Here is a 23,801-nt window from a genome sequence, read left to right as displayed (position 1 = left end):
CGGCGATATCAGCGGTGAGAACGTCGCCGACGCGGTTAAGTACGAGACCGCGGCACTCCCGGTAACTCGGGCGCGTCGCTGGGGAACCCGACGGTCGGATATCCATGACAGCGACACCACAGCACGGGCCGTCCTCCCGCGACAGAGCCGTCACGCCGGTGATCGCGACCGTGACGATGGTCGCGATCACGGTCGTGCTCGCGGCCGTGCTCGGCGCCGCGATGCTCGGCCTCCCCGGCGGACTCGCCGCCGGTCCGCCGTCGCTGACGGTCGACTTCACCTACCGATCGGTCGGCACCGACTACGAGGTGACCGCCAGCATCCACGGCGGCGAGACCGTCACCAAGGAGAACACGGGTAACCTGACGCTCGTCGCCGACAGCGGACACGAGCGCGCGGCGCTGAAGACGCGCTACCCGCTCACCGGCGGCGACAGCATCGTCCTCTCCGACGAGACGGAGGGGCCGGTTCCGCCGGGAACCGAGGTTCGGCTGGTCTGGTCCGGCCCCGAGGGGCGCACCTCGGTGGTGCTCGCCCGCGGGCAGACCCCGTTTTGAGACCGCGTCGCCGGGACGAACGCTCAGTTTTGAGACCGCGTCGCCGGGGCCGACCCCCCGACCCGCGCCGGCGACGCCCGCGGCCCGCAGGGTTTTCGAGCGCCGGCGCGCAACCGCGACCATGAGCGAGGACCTCGGCACGCCCGTGCTCGACAACCACCTCCACCTCGACCCCGAGCACGGTCGCGGCATGGCCGCAGTCGACGACTTCGCCCGGCTCGGCGGCACGCATCTGCTCGTCGTCAACAAGCCCTCGTGGCACCTCGGGCCGGTGCCGTCCGACCGCGAGGACTTCCGCCCCGCGTTCGAGGCGACGATCGAGGCGGTCCGCGATGCGAGCGAGCGGCTCCCAGGCCGCGCGTGGCCCGTTCTCGGGGTCCACCCGGGGCTGATTTCCCGGCTCGTGGACGACGAGGGGTACGAGCCGGACGCCGCGCGAGCGCTGATGTGTGAGGGGCTGTCCGTCGCCGCCGAGTTCGTTGCCGACGGCCGCGCTCTGGGGCTGAAGTCGGGGCGCCCGCACTACGACGTGTCCGAGACGGTGTGGGACGCGTCGAACGCCGTGATGCGCCGGGCGTTCGAGCATGGCGCCGAGCTGGACTGTGCGGTCCAACTGCACACCGAGGCCAGCGAGGACCTGACCGAGATAGCCGACTGGGCCCGCGAGGCCGGGATGGACCCCTCCCGCGTCGTGAAGCACTACGCGTCCGGGAAGCTGGCCGGACCCACTCCGAGCGTGATGAGCGAGAAGGACTGGCTGCAGACCGCCGCCGAGGAGGGCGAGCCGTTCCTGATGGAGACGGACTTCGTCGACGATCCGGACAAGCCGGGGATGGTGTTGGGGCCGAAGACCGTGCCGCGGCGCGTCCGCTGGCTGCTCGACGAGGGGTACGACGACGCGGTACGGACCGCCCACATCGTGACGCCGCGGGCGGTGTACGGTATCGACACCGAGGCGACGCTGTCGGACGGAGAATCGACGTAATCGAAGGGGAACGTCGAGCAAACCCGTGGGCAGTAGCGGCCGCCGCATCAGAGATGACGCGGATCGCCGCGTCGATCCCGCCGCCGAGGACGCCAACGATGACCGCCATCGGTGCCTGTGAGTGACACGGGGGATCGGCGGGATATCCTCCGACTCGGCCCGGATCGCGGGGTGTTCGGGGAGAAGAAAGGCATATCAAGACAGGCCGAAACCGTGTGGGTATGAGCGAATCCGAGGAGACGTTCTACACCGCCGACCGGTGGCAGAACTGGCTCGACCGCGTCGCGGAGGAGGACCTCGACCCCGAGAACGAGGACTCCGCCCGGTTGCTGCTCAATCTTCAGGACGACACCGCGATCGCGGTCGCGAAGATCCTCGCGGCCTACGACGACGACCGACTGAGCGAGGAGGAGGCGACCGACGAGATCGCCGACATCCGCGAGATCGTGCTCGACGACGTGGAGATCGCCGACGAGGAGAAGGCGATGCTGATCGACGGCGTCCAGACGAGCCTGGTGTGCGTCTTCTACGCCGCCGAGGAGTACGTCGTCGGCGGTCCCGCCGACGAGGGGAGCGTCGGCGAGTACGTCGAGGCCGCCGCGGCCGCGGAGGCCGAGGAGGACGTCGACGCCGCGCTCGGCTACCTCGTGCAGGCCGGCACCCGCATCATCGACGGCGAGGAGCTGCCGATGGACCTCGTCGAGGACCTGGAGTACGGCTTCGTCTCCGAGTGGGTCAACGGGCTCGACTCGCTGCAGTCGGCGATGGCCGACCCCGAGGTCGTCGAGGAGGACGAGTAACGCCACCGACGCGGCGGCGTCCGAACTGATACTCGGGACCGCACGCTTATCACGGCCCTCCGGCTACACCGGGCCATGACCGGTCGGGGGGACGGGAACGGAGCACGTGACCGCGCCGTCACGGTCCAGATCGGCGCGGTGATCCTCTTCGGATTCCTGATCGTCGCCCTCTCGACGTACCAGGCCACGGTCGTCCCCGACCAGAACCGCGAGATCGAGTTCCTCCACAACCAGGAGGTCCAGACCGACATGGTCGAGCTGTCCTCCAGCATCACGGCGACCGGCCGGACCGGCGACGCCGCGCCGGCGACCGTGAAGCTCGGGACGCGCTATCCGAGTCGGGCCTTCTTCGTGAATCCGCCTCCGGCGTCGGGGAGAGTACAGACCGTCGACCCTCCCGGCAGCGGGTCCGTCTCGCTGGAGAACATCGACGTGGAGAGTTCGGCCGGTGGCGAGGCGAACGACTACTGGGACATCGCGGAAACCCGAAACAAGTCCACGCGGTTCGTCGTGTACGAGCCGCGGTACGAGAACTATCGCGCGGCCCCGACGACGCGCTACGAGTCCGGCGTCGCGTTCAACCGGTTCTCCAACGGGGCGAACCTCACGCTGACGGACCAACGCGTCGTCGAGGACGACCGGATCACCCTGGTCGCGGTATCGGGTGACCTCAGTCAAAGCGGCGTCTCGACGGTGTCGGTGGACCCGGAGGCGGTGAGTACCGTCTCCAGGCGGGAGCGTGTCAACGGGACACTCAACGTGACCATTCCGACCACACTGAACGCGACTCGATGGGAGAAGCTGCTGGCCGAAGAAATGGAAGAGGGATGGGTGAACGGGACCGAGAACGCGCCCGGCGGTGACGCGGTGACCATCGAGTTGAACGATTCGCGGACCTACGCGCTGGGCATCGCGGCCGTTCACGTCGGCTCCGGCGACACCCCCGACCGAACGCCGGCGTATCTCGACGTGGAGCAGCGCCCGTCGGAAATGACCGCGGGGACGACCCGCGAGGTCGTCGTCGAGGTCCGGGACGGGTACGGGAACCCGATGTCGGGGGTCGAAGTGAACGGAGGGGTCGACGAGGGGCCGGGGAGCCTCGCGGACGACGAGGTGCTGACCGACGGCGACGGCCGGGCCGTCTTCGAGTACACGGCGCGTAGGACCGAGGGTGAGGAGACACTCCGCTTCAGCTACAACGACGTCGACGGTGGCGGGTTCGACGCGAGCAGCGCCTCGGACGCCGCGTTCACCGTCGAAGCTACCGAAGGTGGCGCCGGGACCGGCGACGGAACCGCCTCCTCGTTGTACGATCTGCAGTGGGATGTGGACTCGGTCACGGCGGCGGACGGCGTTTCCGAGGACACGAGCACGGACGCCGACATTCTCGTCAACAGGTCGATCGCCGGCGACGCGATCGATGTGACGACGGAGACGACCGACAGCGACACCGGGGAGCCCGTCTCCGGGGTCGAGGTCGACTACGCGTCGAACACCTCCGCTGTTGCACGGTTCGCCGGCTCGAACGGCAATGCCACGACCGATGACGACGGGCGCGCCGACGTGACGGTCGACCTCCCGAGTAACGGGACGGCGAAGCTGTACGCGGCGGCGTCCGGGGCCGGTGAGCGGCTGACGGCGCGGGTCGTCAGTGGAGGTGACGGCGGGGGCGGTCCGACCATCGACACCCGGGTGGACGACCTGACGAGACAGAACGGTAACCAGCCCGTGTTCATCGGCTCCTACAGCGTCTCGAACACGAACAGCTCCTTCGAGCGCGTCGAGGTGTCCTTCCTCAATCAGGACAACAACGCGGCGTCGGACACGCTGAGCAGCACGGAGTCGAAGGCGGGCCTCCGCTACAGCAACGGCTACGGTTCAGGCGGGGAGTACGCCATCGTCTTCGAGGTCATCTACACGGACGCCGGCGGAACCGAGTACGTCGCCGAATCCGAGACCATCTCGGATGTCGCGGACGCCCAGAGCCCGACGAGCGAGAACGCGGACTTGGGCGGCTCCTCGACGGCGGCGTTCACCGGTTGGACCATCGACGATCTGACGCAGGTGGCGAACAACCAACCGCGGTACGACTACTCCTACGACGTGAGTTCGACCGGGTCGTTCAGCGAGGTGCGTGCGTTCGCGCTCAACCTCCCGGGGAACGGCGAATCCGGCGTACTCACGTTCACGAGTCGCAGCCAGAACAACCAGAACATCCAGTTCAGCTTCGGCGCGAATCAACAGTACCGCGTCGGATACGTGATCCGGGACGCGAACGGTGCGGTCGTGGCCGTGGTCAGTCTGACCGACACCGCGGACGGCTCCGGCACGTACACCGGCCCGTAGTTCGACGATCGACGTATTCGACCATCGACAGACCTACAACCCAGTTCTCCATACCTCCGTCCATGACAGCTGTGGGAATCGACGCGATCGAGATCTGGACGGGGAAGCTCCAGCTGGACCTCCCCGGAACGTTCGCGCCGGCCAAGGGTGAGGACCCCGGCAAGTACACGAAGGGGCTCGGACTGGAGACCTCCTCGTTCCCGGACGCCTACGAGGACATCGTCACGATGGGCGCGAACGCGGCCAAGCGCCTGATGGACCGCAAGGACCTGGACCCGCAGGACATCGGCCGCATCGACGTGGCGACGGAGTCGGCGTTCGACAACTCCAAGCCCGTCTCGACGTACATCGCGGGCTGTCTGGAGCAGGTGTACGACGGGGACTTCCACCACGCGAACAAGGGCGAGCGGAAGTTCGCGTGCGTCGCCGGCACCCAGTCGATCGACGACGCGTACAACTGGATCAAGGCGGGACGCAACCGCGGCCGCGCGGCGCTGGTCATCGCCACCGACACCGCGCTGTACGCCCGCGGCGACCCCGGCGAGGCGACGCAGGGCGCCGGCGCGGTCGCGATGCTCATCGACGAGGACCCCTCGGTCGTCGAACTCTCGACCGAGCAGGGCTACGGCAGCGCCGACGAGACGGACTTCCTGAAGCCGAACCAGCAGTTCCCCTCGGTCGACGGCAAGCGCTCGATGCAGGTGTACCTCGCCCGCATGCGCGAGGCGCTGGAGGACTTCGAGTCGGTCGCGTGGGACACCCACCCCGACGACTTCGCGTACATCCCGTTCCACACCCCGTTCCCGGGGATGGTCCGCAAGGCGGGCCTGCTCGGCTACCGGCACATGATCCGCGACACGGAGATCGAGGACGCCCTCGAGGGTCGCATCGGGCGCCAGCCCCGCGAGGAGGACTTCGACGACTGGGAGGCGTACGAGGAGGCCATCCGGGCGTACATGGACGACCTGAAGGAGACCGAGGAGTACCAGTCGTGGTACGCCGACACCATCGATCCGACGCTGAACATCTCGCGGCGTGTCGGCAACTGGTACACCGGCTCGGTCCACATCGCCCGCGTCTCGGCGCTGCGCCACGCCGCCGCGAACGACGTGGACCTCCAGGGACAGAAGCTCCTCGTCGCCTCGTACGGCTCCGGCGCACAAGCCGAGATCCACGCCGAAACCGTCGCGGACGGCTGGAAGGAGGAGATCGAGGCGGCCGACCTCGAGGACCAACTCCAGCGCCGCTATGACCTCTCGTACGACGAGTACGAGCAGGTTCACGACCGCCACAACCACGACATGGACGTGGAGCTGGAGGAGTTCACCCAGCCCGACGGCGAGTTCGTGTTCACCGGCTGGGGCCGGATGAGCGAGCGGAAGTACGACTACGTCGAGTAACCGAACGCCGTCGCGGTCGCGGTTGTCGTCGCCGCCGCGGTCGCCGTCGCCGGTGCGCTCCGCGCACACACGACTGCAACGCCTTTCACCGCCCGCCGCCGATCACATCGCATGAGCGACACGGCATCGACAGCCGACGGAGACGACACGGAGACCCCTCCGAAGCCTCGCGATGTTGACGCCCGGGAGTTCCCAGCCGAACTCCGCGAGGCCGTCGCCGGTGGCGACTTCGTCCTGGTCGACTTCTACACGAAGGGCTGTACCCTCTGTCAGAGCATCGAGCCGGTGCTCGGGAGCGTCGCCCGCGCCGCGGACGTGCCGGTCCTGCTCGTGAACCCGAGGGACGATCCCTCGCTCGTGAGCGAGCACGCGATCCGGTCGGTCCCGACGCTCGCGGTGTTCACCGCGGGCGAGGACGGCGACCCCGAGGAAGTCGACCGCATCGCCGACGGGTTCGTCGGCGCCGAACGGATCGTGGAGTTCGTCGAGGACGCGCGGGCCGCCGGCGAGAACTGATCTACAGCGACCGAAGCTCCTCCAGCGCCGGCTCGAGATCTGTCGTGGAGACCGCGAGCGAGAAGCCGTCGACCTGCGCCAGCGCGGCGGCGTGGTCCCACAGCGCCTCCTCGTCGAGCCCGTGGAGGATCACCGCGTTCGGCGTCGGCGTCACGACCCGCAGCGCCACCAGCGGCGACTCGCCGCGGGTGACGCCCGTGAACACCAGCGCGCGGTCGGTCGACTGGCCGTACAGCCGGTAGAACTCCTCGGAGGACAGCGACGTGATCGCCTCGATGGAGTTGATCACCGTGTGGCCGTTCACCGTGTCGCGCTCGCCGGGGGCGATCTCGGTGGCGTCGAGCGCCTCGTACACCCGTTCGGTCGGAAGCGCCGCGGGGTACTCGCGGATGTCGCGGACGATGTCCGACTCGAAGCCGGCGGAGACGACGCGGGCGAACTGCCGGATGCGCGAGCCGCCGCGCGACTCGTCGATGTCGAGCAGCCCCTCCACCACCCGGGAGACGAGGCCGATCCCGGGCGATTCGCGGCGGCCGCTCTCGTAGTCGGAGACGACAGACGAGGAGACGCCCATCCGCTCGGCGAGCTCGGTCTGTGAGACGTCGAAGTCCGTGCGCCACTTCCGGAGCGTCGCTCCGGGATCCCCCGAGAGGGTGATCTCGCCCGCGATCCGGCGGGCGAGACGCGCTCGCGCCTCGCCGTGGTCCTCGCCCACACTCATACCCGCGAGGTCGGCACACCCGAGTGTAAGGGTGTCGGAGCGCCGAAACGGCCATGTCGTCCCGTCCCCTGGCCTCCGCCGTGCCCTCGACGCTGGTCCACCTCGCGCTCGCCGGCCTCCTCGCGGCGGCGCTGCTTCGCGAGTCGGCGTTCGGCCGACGCGCGGTCGCGGTCGTTTTCCTGGCGACCGTCCTCCCGGATATCGACTCGTTCGTCTCGCCGTTCCTCGCGGGCGCACACCGCTCGCTGGGCCACAACGTCCTGATCCCGGTCGCCGCCGTCGGGGCGCTCGCGTACGACACCAGCGTTCGCGATCGCTCGTGGCTCCGGGACCGGTGGGGCGACGCCGCTCCGCACCTCGCGTGGGTCGCGCTCGCCGGCTTCGCCGTCGCGGGCGTCGGCCTCGACTACGTCGCCAACGGCGTCAACCTGTTCTGGCCGGTCCACGACCAGTTCTACAGCCTGAACGGCCGGGCTGGGCTGTCGAACCAGCGGGGCTTCTTCCAGACGTTCGTCGACCTCGCGCCCGAGGAGGTGCGCACGACCGAGAACCTCCATTACGCGACCGGCGTTGACCCCTCGCCCGGCGACGAGCCAGAGGACGTCGAGCGCGTGTTCCCGCTGGTGTGGGCCGGCTGGCAGTTGTTGCTCGTCGCGACGAGCGTCGGGGTGCTGGCGGTCCGGTTCGCGCGCGAGCGGTGAGACGGTCCCAGGCGCCGTCGCCGTCGCGGTGCGGCCCGCGTCGTCGGGGACGACGCCATCGGCGGGTTGATTCGTCCGCCCGCGAAGACGCGGGTATGAGCGACTCCGGCGAGGCGGAAGACGCGGACGACGCGGGCGACCCGAGTGACCCCGACGCGACGATCCGGCCGTACGAACCGAACGACGCGGACGCGCTGTGGGGACTCAAGCGCGGCTTCGAGACGGGACTCGGCGACGGCACGGGCGGCGACGCGAAGGCCGCGACGTACGAGGCGAAACTCACCGAGGAGTACCGGCGACGGTGGCTCGACTGGGTCGACCGCTGCGTCGACGAGCAGGCGGCGACCGTGACGGTCGCGGCGGTCGGCGGCGACGCGGGCGCCGGCGAAGCGGCGGCCGGCGACGCGGCCGACGACGACACGGGCGGCCACGACGGCGATCCCGACGACAACGACGACCCGTCGGCGCTCGCGGGCTACGTGTTCGTCCTCCCGGAGTCGCTGTCGTTCGTCTGGGACGCCGCCGTGCTCAACGAGGTGTACGTGCGCCCCGAGTATCGGGGCACGGGCGTCGCCGACGACCTGATGGAGGCGGCGCTGTCGACCGCCCGCGAGCAGGACCTCCCGCTGGACCGCATGGTGCTCGACGTTGACCGCGAGAACGAGCGCGCGCAGGCGTTCTACGAGCGATACGGCTTCGAACACTGGGGCGAGATGGTCGCCCGCGACCTGTAGCGCGAGGCCTCGACCGCGCCGTCGGAATCACTCCCGTCAGGCGCCGCCGACGAACGAGCCGAGCGCTCCGCCGACGCCGCCGAAGACGGCGGGATAGACGAGGCCCGCGAGCAGCGCGCCAGTGACGTAGTCCGGGTGGACGCTGCCGGCATCGCCGACGCCGTACGCGAAGACGACGGTGCCGACGACCGCGAGCAGGAAGTACGCGGGGACGACGCCGAGGGCGGCGAGCGCCCCGTCGGTCGGGTCGTCGACGCCCTCGACGAGCGCGACCGCCGCGCCGGCCAGCAGGAGCGCGAGCGGCGGCACCGCGTACAGGTACGCCAGGCCGGCGTCGGCGCTCGCGAGCAGATCCGACGAGCGCGTCCCGCCGCCGAACGACGGCGACACGGTCGCCACGAAGTGAGCGTTGTAGAAGTACCAGCCGACGCCCTGCCACGCGGCGACGGGGTCGCCGCCGAACAGGCTCGTGAGGAAGTTCAGCGTCGAGAGGCGATCGCGTACCGCCCCAGCCTGCGTCACGTACGTCACGAGGTAGCCGAGCAGGTACGCGCCGACCCCCGCGGCCGCGCCGCCGGCGAGCGACACGCGCTCGCGTATCCCGGATGCGTTCGATTCTCCCGTTCCCGTCGCTGTCGCGTTCGTTTGGGCATCCCCCATAGATTCGCCGATGCCGTCGCGGGATAAACTCGTTGTGGCCGAGCCCTCGGATCCGCAACCCTCTTTCGGCCGCCGGGCCGACCGACGACCATGCTTCTGCGGGACGCGACGCTCGTCGACGGCGCGGGCGTCCGACGGGGCGACCTCCGGATCGCCGAGGGCCGGATCGAGGACGCGGGCGACCTGAGCGCCCGGTGCGACGAGTCCGTCGTCGACCTCTCCGGGCACGCCGTCCTCCCGGGGCTCGTCGACGCGCACGTGCACTTCTCGCTGTCGGGCGAGCGCACCGTCGAGGAGGTCGTCGGCATGAGCGACGCCGAGCTCGCGCTGGTGGAGGCGCGAAACGCCCGGAAAACGCTCGCGGCCGGCGTCACCGGCGCGCGGGTGATGGGCGCGCGCGACGTGGACGTACACGTTCGCGACCGCATCGACTCTGGGGATATCCCCGGGCCGCGCACGGTGGCGAACTGCCGGTCGATCACGGCGACCGGCGGCCACGGCCACCACCTCGGCCGAGAGATCACCGGCGCCGACGACGCCCGGCGGGCGGTTCGCGAGCAGGCGAAGCAAGGCGCGGACTTCATCAAGTTCATGGTGACCGGCGGGGTGACGACGCCCGGCAGCGACCCCGGCGCCGTCGCGCTCACCGACGCCGAGGTCGAGGCGATCGTCGACGAGGCCCACCGGCGCGGGCTGCACGCGGCGACGCACGCCCACGGCGCCGAGGGCGTGAAGTCGGCCGTCGCCGCCGGCGTCGACACCGTCGAGCACGGGACGCTTCTCGACGCCGAGGCGATCGACATGCTCGCCCGCGCCGACGTGACGCTCGTGCCGACCCTGTCGGCACCCCACCGCATTGTTCGCAACGTCGAGGCAGCCACCGAGGAGGACCGCGCGAAGACCGAGGCGGTGTACGACCGTCACCTCGACTCGTTCGCCCGGGCGGTCGAGGCGGGCGTCCGGGTCGCCGGCGGCACCGACGCGGGGACGCCGTTCAACATGCACGGCACCAACGCCACGGAGCTGCTGCTCATGCACGAGCACGGGCTGGATCCGCTGGAAGCGATCGTCGCGATGACCGAGACCGCGGCCGAGACCGTGGGGCTCGCGGACCAGGGGACGCTGGAGCAGGGAACGCACGCGGACCTGCTCGTCGTCGGTGCCGACCCGACCGAGGACCTCGCCGCGGTGACGGATCCCGGAGCCGTCCTCAAGGGCGGGGCGGTCGTCGCGGGCGCCGACGAGCGGACCAAGCGAGCGATCGCGGACGCCGGCGGCAATGAGTCGGCTCGCGGCGACGAGTGACCTGAGGGGGACGACAAACGCGACACGCCGGCTCCGCGCCCGGGGCGCACACCCCGACGGAGTTTAAGTCGGGGGCGGCGCTACGTGCGGACGCAATGGCGAACCTCGTCCTCTACGAACTGGAAGGCTGTCCGTACTGCGCGAAGGTGACGAAGAAACTGGACGAACTCGGCTTGGAGTACGAGTCGGTCATGGTCCCGCGCTCGCACGCCGAACGGACCGAGGTCGAGGAGGTGTCCGGCCAGACCGGCGTCCCCGTCCTCGTCGACGAGGAGCACGGCGTCGAGGGGATGCCCGAGTCCGACGACATCGTCGCGTACCTCGAGGAGACGTACGGCCAGGGCGCGGCGTAGCGACGGTGTACGCCCCGTAGCGACGATCCTCCTACTCCGGCCGTAGCGCCGATCTCACCCCGTCTCCTGGCGCCACGGGATTTTTCAGGGTCGAGCGGAATCCTCCGTCGATGTACTCCCCGCTCGGCGGCGCGGTCGCGTCGACCCCGTCGGTGCTGGTCGTCGACGACGACCGGGCGATGACGGACCTCCTCACGGACCGGCTGGGCCGCGATCTCGACGCCGTGACTGTTTCGGGGACGACAGATCCCGCGGACGCGATCGAGGCGATCGAACGAGGGACGGCCAGCTGTCTCGTTTCCGACTACGACATGCCGGAGATCGACGGCCTGTCGCTGCTCCGGCGGGTTCGCGAGATCGACGACCGCGTCCCGTTCGTGCTGTTCACCGGCCGCGGCAGCGAGGAGATCGCAAGCGAGGCGATCTCCGCGGGCGTCACCGACTACGTCCAGAAGGGCGGGGCCGAGTCGTTCACCGTCCTCGCCAACAGCGTCGAGCGCGCGCTCGACCGCCGGCGCGCCGAGCGCGAGCGCGAGGCCGCCAGACGCTCGCTGGCGGCCAAGGACGCGACGCTGGAGTCGCTGTTCGAGTCGATGCCCTCGCCGGCGGTCGTCGTCGACGCCGCGGACCCGGCGGTGCCGGTGGGGCAGGTGAACCCCGCGTTCACCCGGCGCTTCGACGTGGATCCCGCGCGGGCGATCGGCGAGCCGATCGCGTCGGTCGTCGATGTCGCCGGCGACGGCTCCGTCGAGCGGGTCATCGCCGACGCGACCACGGCCCGCGAGGAACTGACGTGTCGGACGCCGGCCGGCGACCGCGAGTTCATCGTCACCGTCGTCGCGGCCGGGGGCGACGACGACGAGCGGTACGTCGTGTTCACCGACATCGACGAGCAGAAACGGGTGCAGCGCGCGCTCGCGGACCTCCACGAGGCGACGCGGGACCTCATGGCCGCGGACGACGTCCGGGAGATCGAGGAGATCGCGCTGTCGGCGGCGGCCGAGGTGCTCGGCTTCCCGCACAACGGGACCCGCCGGCACGACCGGGAGGCCGACGAACTCGTTCCCGGCGAGACGACCGCCGCGGCCGCGGATCGCTACGATCGAGAGCGGTCGGCGTACGGTCGCGAAGACCCCGACGCGGCCCACGCGTGGCGCGCCTTCGACGAGGGCGAGCCGGTCACCGTGTCGCGGGATGCCGACCTCCAGCGGGAGGGCGTCGCGAGCAAAGTGTACCTGCCGGTGGGCGAGTGGGGGCTGCTCACGCTGTCCGACCCCAAACGTGACGGGATCACGGAGACCGAGGAGTACCTCGGTCGCGTGCTCGCGACGAACACCGCCGCGGCGCTGTCGGGGCTGGAGACGGACGCGTCGTAGCGAGAACGGCCCGATCCCGGCGAGATTACGCCTCCGCCGGTTCGTCGGAGCGCTCGCGGATCAGCTCGCGGATGCGTTCGGGGTCGTCCGCCCGGGAGAGCTCGACCATCGTGACGATCGCGGTGCCGTCGACGGTCTCCTCCTTGGGCTCGTCGTCGCCCTCAGTGAAGTAGACGGCGCGCGTACCGGTGACGCGCCCGAGCGACCCCATCAGCTTCGCGCGCTTCTGTGCGGTCCGCGTGAACGGCGAGTGGCCGGTGAGCAGCGTGAACTCGACGCGCGGCTCGGCCTCGTCCTCGCCGACGGCGGTGAACGGGGCCCGCTGGGTCGGGTGGACGGCGAAGCCCGCCCGCGAGAGCACGCCGTACACGTGCTCGTCGTCGGGGTCGACCTCCGGCGGCTCCGGCGTCGGGTCGGCCTCGCGGACCTCCTCGGCGCCCTCCATCACCCGCACGGGGTCGGAGAACGGACGGTCGAACAGGTCCTCAAGCTCGACGGCGACCTCGACGGAGGCGTTCATGCCGTCCTCGTACTTCGCGACTGTGCGCCGGGAGACGCCCAGTTCCTCGGCCAGACGGCCGAGGCTCCAGCCGCGCTCCCTGCGCTCGTCGGCGACGGTGTCGCCGTCGATGTTGACGTAGAGGCCGCCGGGGGCGGCGTAGATGAGCGGCGGTACCTCCTCGATGAGCAGGTCGTACAGCGTGTCGGGGTGGATCGCCGGGACGCCGTGGCGGAAGTAGACGACGCCGGGCTTGATGTCCTCGTCGCGCGTGCGCATCCCGACGAGGATCGGCGTCGCCGAGAGGTACTCCCCGAGCCGGCGCATCTCCGCGCCCGTGGCCCGGTCGAACGCGTCGACGTTGCCGAGCACCTTCACGAGGAGCAGGTCCTCCCCGCGTCGGGCGGCCACGTCGAAGCTCTTGGGGCGGACCGCACAGCGATCGCTGACCAGGAAATCGGCGTCCGCGAGCATGGCGGTCACGTTCCCGACCAGCGCCTTCCGCGACATACCCGTACATAGGCGACTCACACCTTAAAGGGATTGTGCCGGGACCGGCAGGTCTCACCCGACGCCGTCAGCCGGTCGCTCCGTTGATTCGACCGATAGACCTATACGAGGCGGATCCCGGACGACCGGGCGTCGAGCGGGGGAGTCGGGACGCGAAAGGCACAACTCCGGGCGCTGCCTCCCGACGGCCGTGACGGTCCTCGGCATCGACGACACCGACTCGCGCACCGCGGGGATGTGCAGCACGTACCTCGCCGCGCTGGTCGCCGAGGCCATCGAGGACGCGGGGGCCACCGTGCACCGCCGCCTGCTCGTCCGTCTCAACCCCGCCGTCGAACACAAGACGCGGGGGAACGCCGCGCTCGCCCTCCACACGGACGCCGATCCGGCCGAGGCGCTCGCGATCTCGAGCGACCTGATCGCCGAATACGCCGTCGCCGACGACCCCCGGACCTCCCCCGGCGTCGTCGTCGCCGACCGCGATCCCGAAGCGGTTCCCGACGCAGTCGCCGACTTCGCCCGCGACGCAGTCCGCGAGTTCCACGACCTCGGCGACGCGCTCGCGCTCGCCGACGAGGTCGGGTTCGACCACCGCGGGTGGGGGAGCGACGGCGAGCCGTCGGCCGATACAGCCGGCGGAGACGGCGATAGCGACGACAACGGCGACGGCGCCGGCGAGGACGCCGTCGTCGGTCGCGGCCGCATCGGCGCGCTCGCGGCCGTCGGCGCCTGGCGGGCGTTCGACGACTGGACGTACGAGCACATCTCGTATCGCGAGTTCGAGCGGTGCGGTACGCCCCGCGAGGTCGACGAGGCGAGCGTGTTCGCGGCCGCCGAGGAGGCGTACCCCCTCGCGTGGGACACCGTCGACCGCGACGAGGGCGAGGCGGTGTGCGTCCCGAACGCCCCGGGGCCGATCCTGTACGGGATCCGCGGCGACGACCCCGAGGCAGTCCGGCGGGTCGCCGACGGGATCGACGGCGAACCGGTCGAGCGCTCCGCGCTGTTCGTGACGAACCAGGGGACCGACGCGCACCTCCGGAAGGGAACCCTCGGCGACCTGCGCGAGGGCGGCGCCTACCGCCTCGAGTGCGAGGTCTCGGCGGCGCCCGAGACGCGGCGCGGCGGGCACGTGTTTTTCGAGGCGGCCGCTCTCGGCGGCGGTGACGCCGTCGCCACCGACGATGTCGACGGCGACGGTCCCGAGGCGGCCGCGATCGACTGCGTCGCTTTCGAACCGACGAAGCGCTTCCGCGACCGCGTGCGCGACCTGCGGGTCGGCGACCGGCTCACGCTCTGTGGCGAGGTCGCCGACGGCACGCTGAAGCTGGAGAAGTTCGCGGTCCGCGACCTCGTCGAGACGGTCCCGGCCGTTCCGGAGTGCCCCGACTGCGGACGGTCGATGAACTCCGCCGGGGCGAACCAGGGCTACCGGTGTCGCGACTGCGGCACGAGCGAGGCCGGGAAAGTCGAGGCGCCGCTGGAACGCGACCTCGAACCCGGCTGGTACGAGGTGCCGCCGTGCGCGCGGCGCCACATCAGCAAGCCGCTCGTCCGCGGCGGCTTCGACGCCCCGACCCACCCGGAGCGGTGACAGTTCGGGAGTGGAAGAGAGGATCCGTTGCTCGGGCGGAAGCCCACGGCTGGCGGGATCAGCCGTCGAACACGGCCGCGAGCAGATCGCGGTCCCACGGGCTGATCCCGCCGCGTTCGCGGAACCACTCGGGCGGGGCGAACCGCGCGGCGCTCGTCTCGTCGCGGCCGGTCGGCTCGCCCGCGGTGACGGCCCGGTCGACGACGTAGCGGATCCCGACGACCGACCGGTGCTCCGTCGTCGTGTGGTCGACATCGAACAGCCGCAGATCGGACGGGTCGACGCGAACGCCGGTCTCCTCGCGCAACTCGCGGGCGACGCCCGCGGCCGGATGCTCGTCGTGTTCGAGGTTGCCGCCGGGGACGCCCCACAGCCCGCGGTTGGGGTCCACCTCGCGCCGGCCGAGGAGCACCTCCTCGTCGTCTCGGACGACCACGCTCGCGACTGGTTTGCTGTTCTGCCAGACGACGCGGTCGCACCCGGGACAGCGGCGCCGCTCCCGTCCTTCCACGACCACGCGATCGAGTTCGGAACCACACAGCGGGCAGTAGTCGCCGGCGACGGTGATCACCGGGGGACACCTCCATGCGGGCTCCGGGTCACGTCTTCAACCCGCTCCCGGTCAGAGGGAGGACCACGTCCTCGTCGCCGTCGAGGACGCCGCGCTCGCGGTACTCCCGGAGCGCCGCGGGCGCGACGGCGCAGGTCGGCTCGGTGTAGAAGCCGGCGGCGTGGAGGTCGGCGAGTTCCGACTCGACGGGGTCGCTTCCGAGCGCGATGGCGTCGCCGTCGGTGTCGTCGATCGCGTCGAGGATCTGCTCGCGACGAACTGGCTCGGGGATCTGGATGCCGTCGGCAGCATCGTTGTCGCCGGCGGCCGCGTCGGCGCCGTGGAGCGCCTCCACGATGGGGGCGGTGCCCGCGGCCTGCGCGCCGAGCAGCCGCGGCAGCCCGTCGATCCAGCCGGCGTCGCGGAGCGCGCGGAAGCCGCGGTAGGCGCCCAGGAAGAGCGTACCGTGGCCCAGCGGGAGGACGACCGCGTCGGGCGCCTCCCAGTCGCGCTGGAGCGCCGTCTCGTAGGCGAACGTCGCGGTGCCGGCGAAGAACGCGGGGTTCCAGGCGTGGCTGGCGTACCAGCCGGCGCGCGTGACTCGCGGCTCGTCGCAGCTCGCCCCTTCGGCGGCGCTTCGCGCCGCCCGCTCCACCGCCTCGACGCAGGCGTCCGTGGTGGCCTGCCGCGGCCCCTCGGTCCGCACCGGCGTCGCGCCGGCGCGGCGGATCGCACGCAGCTTGGCATCCTTCACCGAGGCGGGGACGTAGATCTCGGCGTCGATGCCAGCGCGGGCGGCGTAGGTGGCGATCGCGGCGCCGGCGTTGCCCGAGGAGTCCTCGACGAGCGTGTCGACGCCCAGGGCGGCCGCCCGCGAGACGGTCGTCGTCGCGCCCCGGTCCTTGAACGAGCCGGTCGGGAACACGTACTCCAGCTTGAACTGGGCGTCCCACGCCTCGGCGTCGACGAGCGGCGTCATCCCCTCGCCGAGGGTGACCGGCGGCGACTCGGGGAGGAACTCGCCGAACGACCAGAGCCCATCGCGCGTGTCGAACGCGGCCGGGTCGGGCGCGGGACGGTCGGGAAGCGGCTGCTCGGCGTACTCAAGCGGGTGCCCGCACTCACAGCGCCAGCGATCGGCGTACGTGGCGCCGCAGTCGGGACAGCGAAGCGACGGAGCGGTCATGGGTGACCGAGCGGCGGGGAGCGACCAGTAGGTGACGGTTCGGCGAGCGACCTCGAGAACTGTCCGTCGAGGGTCGACGGTCCGCTACTCGTCGTTCGACAGCCGCGACCTGAGCCGGTCGAGCCCGAGCGTCGTGACGAAGAAAACGCTTCCCACGTACAACAGCGTCTGCGGGTTCGTGATAAGGGAGTTGCTATACCCGATGACGGTACTCAGATATCCGAGCAGGGACGCCGTCCAGCCCAACCCCGTTATCCCCGCGACCTGATCGATCGCGTCCCCGTTCGGTCGTGCCATTCCTTTCAGCGACATGGAGCAGTCACACCCACCATAGGACGTGCTTACTCGGGACCCCGCATGAAGGTGTTTTCAGCCTAACATGGTATGATTGTCATTCGATAGCTGGTGTGGATCGGAACCCGTCCGGATACGTTCATCGTCCGTTCGACGCCGGGGCCGATCGTCTGTCTGTTTCCAGGCTCGGGGGCAGTGACCGTGACTGCCGCCCTCGGTCGTGTCGCTGTCAGAACTCGTCGATGTCCGTTCCGACCGAGCAGACGTACTCGCCGGTGGCGACCTGCGGGAGCCGCCGCGAGCGCCAGAAGATGCCGTCGTTGTCGGCGGTGACGCGTCCCTTGAGCGAGCCGAACGCGTCGGTCACCTCGAACAGCGTGTCGCCGCGCTCGACGCGCTCGCCGAGGTCGACCTCGAAGGTGACGAGCCCGCCGGCGGGCGAGCCGTACTGGTCGAACCCGGAGGCGCGCGTCTGCACGTCGCGATCCACGTCGCCGTCGAGGAAGCCGTAGTAGCGGAGCACGCGGAACATGCCCTCGAGGCCGATCTCGATCGACTCCTCGTCCCACCCCACGGCGCCGCCCAGTTCGGGGTCGATCGTCGGGATGCCGTTGTCGGGCGCCGCGCGGGCGAGCTGGCCGTCGGGGCCCTTCTGGTCGAGGACGTAGCCGGTGCCGAACACCTTCGCGAGTTCCAGACACTCGCGATGGAGCCGGTGGCGGGGGCCACAGCGCACGCGCGTCTCGTTGATCATCCGGGAGGTGCGCCCCTGGTGGAGGTCGACGATCATATCTGCGCGCTTGGCGGCCTCGAACGTCGCGGCGGCGATGCGCTCGGAGGAGGTGCCGTTGGCGTCGCCGGGGTACGCCCGGTTCATCTTCGTGTCGTCGATGGGGTTGCGGTGCTCGGCGACCTGGAAGGCGTGGTAGTTGACGATCCCGACGAAGAGGATCTCGCCGGCGATCTCCTCGGGGTCCAGTTGCGGGACGAGGCGGTTGATCACGCCGAGGCCGTTGAGCTCGTCGCCGTCGCTGACCGCCTGCACGTAGAGGGTCTTCCCGTCCTCGGCGCCGTTGAGCACCGCCACGGGGAGCCCGACGGTCGAGCCGTCGCGGGTCTCCCCGACCGAGAGTCGGCCCGTGTCGAACTCGCCGGGGGGCGCACTCGCGCTCCCGAGCGTCGTCATCATTACGTCGGGCTTTCGGGTATCGCCTCTTTAGGGGTTCGGTCCGATCGCTCGGTTGCGACGTTCCAGTTATCGGTTCGTGTGTATCCGTCGTCTCTCCGGCGACGGTGAACCGAAGAGCCGAGCCGCGTCCGACCGTGAAAGCCCCCGCGGCTCCCGGCTCGGGCGGCTCGCTGCGCGCTTCGCTCGCGCCTTCGGCGCTCGCTCCAGTGCTTGCGTCGCCGGCCTTCGCCGGGATCCACGGCCCCTTTCAGTCCCACCCCATGGTCCGGTGAGCGCGTCGTCGTCGCCGGCTGTTCGGCGTCGTCGATTCTGCTCCCCGCCCCTCCCCGGTCGCCCGCGAGGGCGCGGCGCACGGAGGCGCCGCGCGTGAGTGCGGGCGACACGCGTCCCCGGCGGCTGGTCGGTCATCGTCGTTGTGGTGGTTGATGGCGATGCCGCGGGATTGAAGCCCGGGCGGTCGGACCCGCGAGTATGGTCGATATCGACGAGCGCGAGGAGCGACTGGAGCGCTTCCTCGCCGAGGAGGGGTACGAGGCGGCGTGGTTCGCGCGGCCCAACGCGTTCGCGTGGCTCACCGGCGGCGACAACTGGGTCGACGCGAACGCGGACGTGGGCGACGCCGCCGCGGGCTACCTCGGCGACGGGGAGTGGACGGTCGTCACGAACAACATCGAGGCCGAGCGCATCGCCGCCGAGGAGCTGCCCGCGGAGCTGTCGATGTCCGTCGCGGCCGACGACTGGTACGAGGCATCGCTGGCGGAGTCGGTCGCCGCTCGTTCGCCGACGCCCGCGGCCGCCGACTTCGACGTGCCCGGGCTCGACGCAGTGGACCCGACGCGCCTCCGGCTGCGACTCGCCGAGGACGACCTCGCCGCCTACCGCGACCTCGGCCGGGAGGTCGCGCTCGCCGTCGAGACGGTGTGTCGCGAACTTCAGCCGGGCGACACCGAACACGAGGTCGCCGCAGGCCTGCGGATCTCGCTGGCGGGTCGGAACATCGACGCGCCGGTCGTGCTCGTCGGCGGGAGCGAGCGCGCCCCCGAGTACCGCCATCCCACGCCGACCGACGCCGCGTTGGGCGACTACGCGCTCGTGATCGTCACCGCCCGGCGGGGCGGGTTGCACGCCTCCTGCACCCGGACGGTCGCGTTCGACCCGCCCGAGTGGCTCGCCGAGCGGCACCGCGCGGCCCAGCGCGTGGAGACCCGGGCGCTCGCGGCGACCCGGGAGGCCGCCGGCCGCGAGGACGGCACCGCGGGCGACGTGTTCGCGGCGATCCGGGACGCGTACGCCGAGGAGGGGTACGAGGGCGAGTGGCGCGAGCACCACCAGGGCGGCGCGACCGGCTATGCCGGCCGCGAGTGGTTCGCGACGCCCGAGAGCGACGCGCCCGTCGCGAGCGAGGCAGCCTACGCGTGGAACCCGACCGTGCAGGGGGCGAAAAGCGAGGACACGGCCTACGTCACCGACGACTCCGTCGAGGCGCTCACCGACTCGGGCCGGTGGCCGACCGACACCGTCGAGTCCGACGGCCTCACGCTTCAGCGTCCGGCGATCCTGGAGAACTGACGTCGAGCCGGCGGGGAGTCGGCGGTCGAGCCGGCGCGTTACGGGTCGCCCTGGGGAATATCCTGGTCACTTCCGAGGAACAACCTCGGTCGTCCCTGAGGAACAACCTTCATGTTGTGTGGCTATGAGATGCCGCCATGAGTTGGTACGGCGTCGACGCGGTCGATGACGCGATCGACGTGACCCGCGAGTTCCTCTTCCCCTTCAGCCTCGGGCGATGGATCAGAATGGTGGTCGTGACCCTCTTCACCGGCGGCGGCGGCGCCGGCGGACAGGTCGCCAGCAACGCGGGCAACATCGGCGCCCGCCTCGCCGGCGCGGGGGGGTTCTCCGGTCCCTCCGCCGGTACGAGCGCGCTGGCGGCGCTGTTGGTCGCGGTGCCGACGCTCTCGCTCGGGTCCCTCGCCCTCGGCGGCCCCGTCCTCCAGGCCGGCGGCCTCCCGCAAGCGGAGGCCGGGGCGATCGGCGCGCTCGGGGTGCTCCTCCTCGTCGCTGTCGTCATTGTCGCGCTGGTGGCGATCCTGCTGTCGCCGATCTTCGAGTTCGTTCTCGTCGACGCCATCGCCCGCGACGAGCTCCGGATCCTCCGGGACATCCGCACCCACCTGACGAACGGGCTCCGGCTGCTCGGCTTCCGGATCGGGCTGTTCGCGGCGTTCATCGTCCCCCCGGCTGCCGTGATCACCGCGGTCCTGTTGAGCGGGACGCAGGTCGAGTCGCTGTTCGGCCGGCCGCTCGTTCTCGTCGCCCTCGCGATCGTGGCGATCCTGTACCTCCTCGTCTTCGCGTTCCTCGACCGCTTCACCGTCGAGTTCGTCGTGCCGGCGATGGTCGCCGACGGCGGCGGCGTCATCGACGGCTGGCGGCGCGTGTGGCCGCGACTCCGCGGGCAGGTCGGACAGACGGTCGTCTACATCGTGATGCACGTGCTCGTCGGGATCGGCCTCTCGATCGTCTCGTTCGTGCTGGCGCTCGTCGGCCTGCTCGCGGTCGGCGCATTGGCCGCCGGGATCGGCTTCGCCGTCGGGGCCGTCACCAGCGGCGCCGCGACGACCGACCTCGGGATCGGGCTCGGCGTGCTCGCCGGCCTCGTGGTCGGGATCCCGGTGTTCATCGTTGCCGTCCTGCTCCCGATCCAGGTGCTCACGACGACGTACCGTCGGTCCTACGAGCTCGCCGCGCTCGGTCGGTTCGGCGAGAACCTGGACCTCGTGAGTCGCTACCGCGACGGCGACGGCGACGACACCGGCGATATCGCGGCCGAACTGCGAGGCGACGACGCTGACGACGACGGACCCGACGGGGGCGCCGGGGCGGCCGACATCGACTCCGAGTCCGACTCTCGAGCGGCGTCCGCCCGCGGCGACGAGGAGTTCGGTGAGTTCGTCCCGGCGTCGTCGGACCTCTCCGGGACGGCGGACGACGTCGACGAAGGCGACGACGCCGATAACGACTCCGAAGGTGCACTCGAAGACGACGGATCGGACCGCGACGAACGATCCTGATCGGGGATCAGATCCTACTCCGAAGTCGAGTTCCCCTTTCGCGTCACCGGTAATCGGTGCGGTCGCTCGGTAGGTTTTTCCCCGGTCCTGTGGTCGCCTCGGTATGGGACTTGACGACGACGCACGGGAGTACCACCGATCGGAACCGCCCGGGAAGATCGAGATATCGACGACGAAACCGACGAACACGCAGCGCGACCTCTCGCTGGCGTACTCGCCGGGCGTGGCCGCGCCGTGTCTCGACATCGACGAGGACCCCGACCGCGCCTTCGAGTACACCGCGAAGGGGAACATGGTGGGCGTCGTCTCGAACGGCTCGGCCGTGCTCGGCCTCGGCGACATCGGCGCGCAGGCATCCAAGCCCGTGATGGAGGGGAAGGGCGTCCTGTTCAAGCGCTTCGCCGACATCGACGTGTTCGACATCGAGATCGACGAGGACGACCCCGACGAGATCGTCCGCTCGGTCGCGGCCATGGAGCCGACCTTCGGCGGGATCAACCTCGAGGACATCAAGGCGCCCGAGTGCTTCGAGATCGAGGAGCGTCTCCGCGAGGAGATGGACATCCCCGTGTTCCACGACGACCAGCACGGGACGGCGATCATCTCCGGGGCCGGGCTGCTCAACGCCGCCGACATCGTCGACAAGGACCTCGCCGACCTCGACATCGTCTTCTCCGGGGCCGGCGCCTCCGCGATCGCGACCGCGAAGTTCTACGTCTCGCTGGGCGCCGACGCGAGCAACATCACGATGTGTGACTCCTCGGGGATCATCACCGAGGAACGCGCCGCCGCCGGCGACGTGAACGACTACAAGGCGCAGTTCGCCAGCGAGGTCGAGGGCGGCGACCTCGCGGACGCGATGGAGGGTGCCGACGTGTTCGTCGGCCTCTCGATCGGCGGGATCGTCAGCCAGGAGATGGTCCGGTCGATGGCGGAGAACCCGGTCATCTTCGCGATGGCGAACCCCGACCCCGAGATCACCTACGAGGACGCGAAGGAGGCCCGCGAGGACACCGTCATCATGGGCACCGGGCGCTCGGACTACCCGAACCAGGTGAACAACGTCCTCGGGTTCCCGTTCCTGTTCCGCGGCGCCCTCGACGTGCGCGCGACCGACATCAACGAGGACATGAAGCGCGCGGCCGCCGAGGCGCTCGCGGAGTTGGCCCGCCAGGACGTGCCCGACGCGGTCGTGAAGGCGTACGGCGACCAGCCGCTGAAGTTCGGTCCCGAGTACGTCATCCCGAAGCCGCTGGACCCCCGGGTCCTGTTCGAGGTCGCCCCCGCGGTCGCGGAGGCGGCCATGGAGTCGGGCGTCGCCCGCACCGAGGTCGACACCGACGAGTACGCCGAACGGCTGGAGGCCCGGCTGGGCAAGAGCCGCGAGATGATGCGCGTCGTCCTCAACAAGGCGCGCTCCCGGCCCAAGCGCGTCGCGCTCGCGGAGGGGACCGACGAGAAGATGATCCGCGCGGCCTACCAGATGGCCGAGCAGGGCATCGCCGACCCCGTCCTGTTGGGCGACCGCGAGACGATCGAGTCGACCACCGCCCACCTCGGGCTGGAGTTCGACCCCGAGGTCGTCGACCCCGACGCCGACGGCAAGGCCGACGTGTACGCCGACCGACTGCACGAGCTCCGCAAGCGCAAGGGCGTGACCCGGTCGGAGGCGGGCGAACTGGTCCGTCGCGACACGAACTACTTCGGCAGCGTGATGGTCGAGCGCGGCGACGCCGACGCGCTGCTCACTGGGCTGACCCACCACTACCCGAGCGCGCTCCGGCCGCCGCTGCAGGTCATCGGCACCGCCGAGGACGCCGAGTACGTCGCCGGCGTGTACATGCTCACGTTCAAGAACCGCGTCGTTTTCTGCGCCGACACCACGGTGAACCAGGCGCCCGACGCCGAGGTGCTCGCGGAGGTGACGAAACACACCGCGAAGCTGGCCCGCCGGTTCAACATCGAGCCCCGCGCGGCGATGCTGTCGTACTCCAACTTCGGCTCCGTCGACAACGAGGGCACCCGCAAGCCCCGCGAGGCCGTCGACCTGCTCCACGACGACCCCGAGGTCGACTTCTCCGTCGACGGGGAGATGCAGGCCGACACCGCCGTCGTCGAGGACATCCTCGAGGACACCTACGACTTCTCGACGCTGGACGGCCCCGCGAACGTGCTCGTCTTCCCGAACCTGGAGGCCGGGAACATCGGCTACAAGCTGCTCCAGCGCCTCGGCGGCGCCGAGGCGATCGGGCCGATGCTCGTCGGAATGGACCAGCCCGTCCACGTGATGCAGCGCGGCGACGAGGTCAAGGACATCGTCAACCTCGCCGGCGTCGCCGTCGTCGACGCGCAGGACGAGGACGAGTGAGTCGGCCGGGGCGGTGAGCCGTCGAGACGGCCGTCGCCCCCGCGTCGTTTCGGGGATCTGACGGTGTGCGATACCGTACCCCA

22 protein-coding genes are annotated in these 23,801 nt (G+C 70.6%); 15 read left to right on the top strand and 7 right to left on the bottom strand.

Annotation, left to right across the window (positions count from 1 at the left end; translation table 11 throughout):
* Window positions 1-104 precede the first annotated feature (104 nt).
* From K6T50_RS15235 to K6T50_RS15210, 6 genes are all read left to right on the top strand, one after another.
* Window positions 105-557 (top strand): type IV pilin domain-containing protein, encoded by a 453-nt coding sequence (locus tag K6T50_RS15235; protein ID WP_222607411.1) that lies wholly within the window; start codon window positions 105-107, stop codon window positions 555-557.
* A 121-nt stretch (window positions 558-678) separates the two neighbouring features.
* Complete coding sequence (locus K6T50_RS15230) at window positions 679-1,542, top strand: TatD family hydrolase (RefSeq protein ID WP_222607410.1); 864 nt, start codon at window positions 679-681, stop codon at window positions 1,540-1,542.
* A gap of 221 nt (window positions 1,543-1,763) precedes the next feature.
* On the top strand, window positions 1,764-2,342 hold the full coding sequence (locus K6T50_RS15225; RefSeq protein WP_222607409.1) for a DUF2150 family protein: 579 nt from the start codon (window positions 1,764-1,766) through the stop codon (window positions 2,340-2,342).
* Between the two features lie 75 nt (window positions 2,343-2,417).
* Window positions 2,418-4,688 (top strand): hypothetical protein, encoded by a 2,271-nt coding sequence (locus K6T50_RS15220; RefSeq protein WP_222607408.1) that lies wholly within the window; start codon window positions 2,418-2,420, stop codon window positions 4,686-4,688.
* Between the two features lie 62 nt (window positions 4,689-4,750).
* On the top strand, window positions 4,751-6,088 hold the full coding sequence (gene hmgB / locus K6T50_RS15215; RefSeq protein ID WP_222607407.1) for a hydroxymethylglutaryl-CoA synthase: 1,338 nt from the start codon (window positions 4,751-4,753) through the stop codon (window positions 6,086-6,088).
* 111 nt (window positions 6,089-6,199) lie between these two features.
* Window positions 6,200-6,604, top strand: coding sequence for a thioredoxin family protein (locus K6T50_RS15210; protein ID WP_222607406.1), 405 nt, complete (start codon window positions 6,200-6,202; stop codon window positions 6,602-6,604).
* 1 nt (window position 6,605) lies between these two features.
* Here K6T50_RS15210 and K6T50_RS15205 read toward each other — a convergent pair whose 3' ends face one another.
* Window positions 6,606-7,325, bottom strand: coding sequence for a helix-turn-helix domain-containing protein (locus tag K6T50_RS15205; protein WP_222607405.1), 720 nt, complete (start codon window positions 7,323-7,325; stop codon window positions 6,606-6,608).
* Window positions 7,326-7,405: 80 nt separating this feature from the next.
* Between K6T50_RS15205 and K6T50_RS15200 the strand changes: the two genes are divergently transcribed.
* Window positions 7,406-8,026 (top strand): metal-dependent hydrolase, encoded by a 621-nt coding sequence (locus K6T50_RS15200; RefSeq protein WP_222607404.1) that lies wholly within the window; start codon window positions 7,406-7,408, stop codon window positions 8,024-8,026.
* 95 nt (window positions 8,027-8,121) lie between these two features.
* The gene (locus tag K6T50_RS15195) at window positions 8,122-8,760 is read left to right on the top strand and encodes a GNAT family N-acetyltransferase (RefSeq protein WP_222607403.1); all 639 of its coding nucleotides are present in this window, start codon (window positions 8,122-8,124) and stop codon (window positions 8,758-8,760) included.
* A gap of 36 nt (window positions 8,761-8,796) precedes the next feature.
* On the opposite strand, the gene K6T50_RS15190 is transcribed toward K6T50_RS15195, so the two are convergent.
* Complete coding sequence (locus K6T50_RS15190) at window positions 8,797-9,420, bottom strand: DUF7978 family protein (RefSeq protein WP_222607402.1); 624 nt, start codon at window positions 9,418-9,420, stop codon at window positions 8,797-8,799.
* Window positions 9,421-9,510: 90 nt separating this feature from the next.
* Between K6T50_RS15190 and K6T50_RS15185 the strand changes: the two genes are divergently transcribed.
* From K6T50_RS15185 to K6T50_RS18965, 3 genes are all read left to right on the top strand, one after another.
* A complete protein-coding gene (locus K6T50_RS15185; protein WP_222607401.1) occupies window positions 9,511-10,725 on the top strand; it encodes a metal-dependent hydrolase family protein in 1,215 nt (404 codons plus the stop codon).
* Between the two features lie 95 nt (window positions 10,726-10,820).
* Entirely contained in the window at window positions 10,821-11,078 is a 258-nt protein-coding gene (locus tag K6T50_RS15180) for a glutaredoxin family protein (protein ID WP_222607400.1), read from the top strand.
* Between the two features lie 110 nt (window positions 11,079-11,188).
* The gene (locus K6T50_RS18965) at window positions 11,189-12,454 is read left to right on the top strand and encodes a response regulator (RefSeq protein WP_225935340.1); all 1,266 of its coding nucleotides are present in this window, start codon (window positions 11,189-11,191) and stop codon (window positions 12,452-12,454) included.
* A gap of 25 nt (window positions 12,455-12,479) precedes the next feature.
* Here the strand turns inward: K6T50_RS18965 and K6T50_RS15170 are convergent, their stop codons facing one another.
* Window positions 12,480-13,463: a transcriptional regulator gene (locus K6T50_RS15170; protein ID WP_222607399.1), complete on the bottom strand. Its 984-nt coding sequence runs from the start codon at window positions 13,461-13,463 to the stop codon at window positions 12,480-12,482.
* A 190-nt stretch (window positions 13,464-13,653) separates the two neighbouring features.
* On the opposite strand from K6T50_RS15170, the gene K6T50_RS15165 reads away from it, so the two are divergent.
* A complete protein-coding gene (locus K6T50_RS15165) occupies window positions 13,654-15,057 on the top strand; it encodes a tRNA(Ile)(2)-agmatinylcytidine synthase (protein WP_222607398.1) in 1,404 nt (467 codons plus the stop codon).
* Window positions 15,058-15,115: 58 nt separating this feature from the next.
* On the opposite strand, the gene K6T50_RS15160 is transcribed toward K6T50_RS15165, so the two are convergent.
* The 4 genes from K6T50_RS15160 to K6T50_RS15145 form a co-directional block, all read right to left on the bottom strand.
* Window positions 15,116-15,628 (bottom strand): NUDIX hydrolase, encoded by a 513-nt coding sequence (locus tag K6T50_RS15160; RefSeq protein WP_222607397.1) that lies wholly within the window; start codon window positions 15,626-15,628, stop codon window positions 15,116-15,118.
* 28 nt (window positions 15,629-15,656) lie between these two features.
* Window positions 15,657-16,793: a pyridoxal-phosphate dependent enzyme gene (locus K6T50_RS15155; RefSeq protein WP_222607396.1), complete on the bottom strand. Its 1,137-nt coding sequence runs from the start codon at window positions 16,791-16,793 to the stop codon at window positions 15,657-15,659.
* A gap of 84 nt (window positions 16,794-16,877) precedes the next feature.
* On the bottom strand, window positions 16,878-17,105 hold the full coding sequence (locus K6T50_RS15150) for a hypothetical protein (protein ID WP_222607395.1): 228 nt from the start codon (window positions 17,103-17,105) through the stop codon (window positions 16,878-16,880).
* Between the two features lie 211 nt (window positions 17,106-17,316).
* A complete protein-coding gene (locus tag K6T50_RS15145) occupies window positions 17,317-18,273 on the bottom strand; it encodes a succinylglutamate desuccinylase/aspartoacylase family protein (RefSeq protein ID WP_222608945.1) in 957 nt (318 codons plus the stop codon).
* A 474-nt stretch (window positions 18,274-18,747) separates the two neighbouring features.
* Between K6T50_RS15145 and K6T50_RS15140 the strand changes: the two genes are divergently transcribed.
* From K6T50_RS15140 to K6T50_RS15130, 3 genes are all read left to right on the top strand, one after another.
* A complete protein-coding gene (locus tag K6T50_RS15140) occupies window positions 18,748-19,845 on the top strand; it encodes a M24 family metallopeptidase (protein WP_222607394.1) in 1,098 nt (365 codons plus the stop codon).
* 137 nt (window positions 19,846-19,982) lie between these two features.
* Window positions 19,983-21,350, top strand: coding sequence for a DUF7544 domain-containing protein (locus K6T50_RS15135; RefSeq protein ID WP_222607393.1), 1,368 nt, complete (start codon window positions 19,983-19,985; stop codon window positions 21,348-21,350).
* A 103-nt stretch (window positions 21,351-21,453) separates the two neighbouring features.
* A complete protein-coding gene (locus K6T50_RS15130) occupies window positions 21,454-23,718 on the top strand; it encodes an NADP-dependent malic enzyme (protein ID WP_222607392.1) in 2,265 nt (754 codons plus the stop codon).
* Window positions 23,719-23,801 lie beyond the last annotated feature (83 nt).

Source organism: Halobaculum magnesiiphilum, from assembly GCF_019823105.1.
In the GTDB taxonomy this organism is placed as follows: domain Archaea; phylum Halobacteriota; class Halobacteria; order Halobacteriales; family Haloferacaceae; genus Halobaculum; species Halobaculum magnesiiphilum.
This window is presented reverse-complemented; position numbering and strand designations above follow the sequence as displayed.

What these genes read in the sequence shown, in the direction of transcription:
- K6T50_RS15235 (WP_222607411.1), top strand. Translation starts at nt 105, where the DNA reads ATGACAGCGACACCACAGCACGGGCCGTCCTCCCGCGACAGAGCCGTC.
- K6T50_RS15230 (WP_222607410.1), top strand. Translation starts at nt 679, where the DNA reads ATGAGCGAGGACCTCGGCACGCCCGTGCTCGACAACCACCTCCACCTC.
- K6T50_RS15225 (WP_222607409.1), top strand. Translation starts at nt 1,764, where the DNA reads ATGAGCGAATCCGAGGAGACGTTCTACACCGCCGACCGGTGGCAGAAC.
- K6T50_RS15220 (WP_222607408.1), top strand. Translation starts at nt 2,418, where the DNA reads ATGACCGGTCGGGGGGACGGGAACGGAGCACGTGACCGCGCCGTCACG.
- hmgB (WP_222607407.1), top strand. Translation starts at nt 4,751, where the DNA reads ATGACAGCTGTGGGAATCGACGCGATCGAGATCTGGACGGGGAAGCTC.
- K6T50_RS15210 (WP_222607406.1), top strand. Translation starts at nt 6,200, where the DNA reads ATGAGCGACACGGCATCGACAGCCGACGGAGACGACACGGAGACCCCT.
- K6T50_RS15205 (WP_222607405.1), bottom strand. Translation starts at nt 7,325, where the DNA reads ATGAGTGTGGGCGAGGACCACGGCGAGGCGCGAGCGCGTCTCGCCCGC.
- K6T50_RS15195 (WP_222607403.1), top strand. Translation starts at nt 8,122, where the DNA reads ATGAGCGACTCCGGCGAGGCGGAAGACGCGGACGACGCGGGCGACCCG.
- K6T50_RS15190 (WP_222607402.1), bottom strand. Translation starts at nt 9,420, where the DNA reads ATGGGGGATGCCCAAACGAACGCGACAGCGACGGGAACGGGAGAATCG.
- K6T50_RS15185 (WP_222607401.1), top strand. Translation starts at nt 9,511, where the DNA reads ATGCTTCTGCGGGACGCGACGCTCGTCGACGGCGCGGGCGTCCGACGG.
- K6T50_RS15180 (WP_222607400.1), top strand. Translation starts at nt 10,821, where the DNA reads ATGGCGAACCTCGTCCTCTACGAACTGGAAGGCTGTCCGTACTGCGCG.
- K6T50_RS18965 (WP_225935340.1), top strand. Translation starts at nt 11,189, where the DNA reads ATGTACTCCCCGCTCGGCGGCGCGGTCGCGTCGACCCCGTCGGTGCTG.
- K6T50_RS15170 (WP_222607399.1), bottom strand. Translation starts at nt 13,463, where the DNA reads ATGTCGCGGAAGGCGCTGGTCGGGAACGTGACCGCCATGCTCGCGGAC.
- K6T50_RS15155 (WP_222607396.1), bottom strand. Translation starts at nt 16,793, where the DNA reads ATGACCGCTCCGTCGCTTCGCTGTCCCGACTGCGGCGCCACGTACGCC.
- K6T50_RS15150 (WP_222607395.1), bottom strand. Translation starts at nt 17,105, where the DNA reads ATGTCGCTGAAAGGAATGGCACGACCGAACGGGGACGCGATCGATCAG.
- K6T50_RS15145 (WP_222608945.1), bottom strand. Translation starts at nt 18,273, where the DNA reads ATGACGACGCTCGGGAGCGCGAGTGCGCCCCCCGGCGAGTTCGACACG.
- K6T50_RS15140 (WP_222607394.1), top strand. Translation starts at nt 18,748, where the DNA reads ATGGTCGATATCGACGAGCGCGAGGAGCGACTGGAGCGCTTCCTCGCC.
- K6T50_RS15135 (WP_222607393.1), top strand. Translation starts at nt 19,983, where the DNA reads ATGAGTTGGTACGGCGTCGACGCGGTCGATGACGCGATCGACGTGACC.
- K6T50_RS15130 (WP_222607392.1), top strand. Translation starts at nt 21,454, where the DNA reads ATGGGACTTGACGACGACGCACGGGAGTACCACCGATCGGAACCGCCC.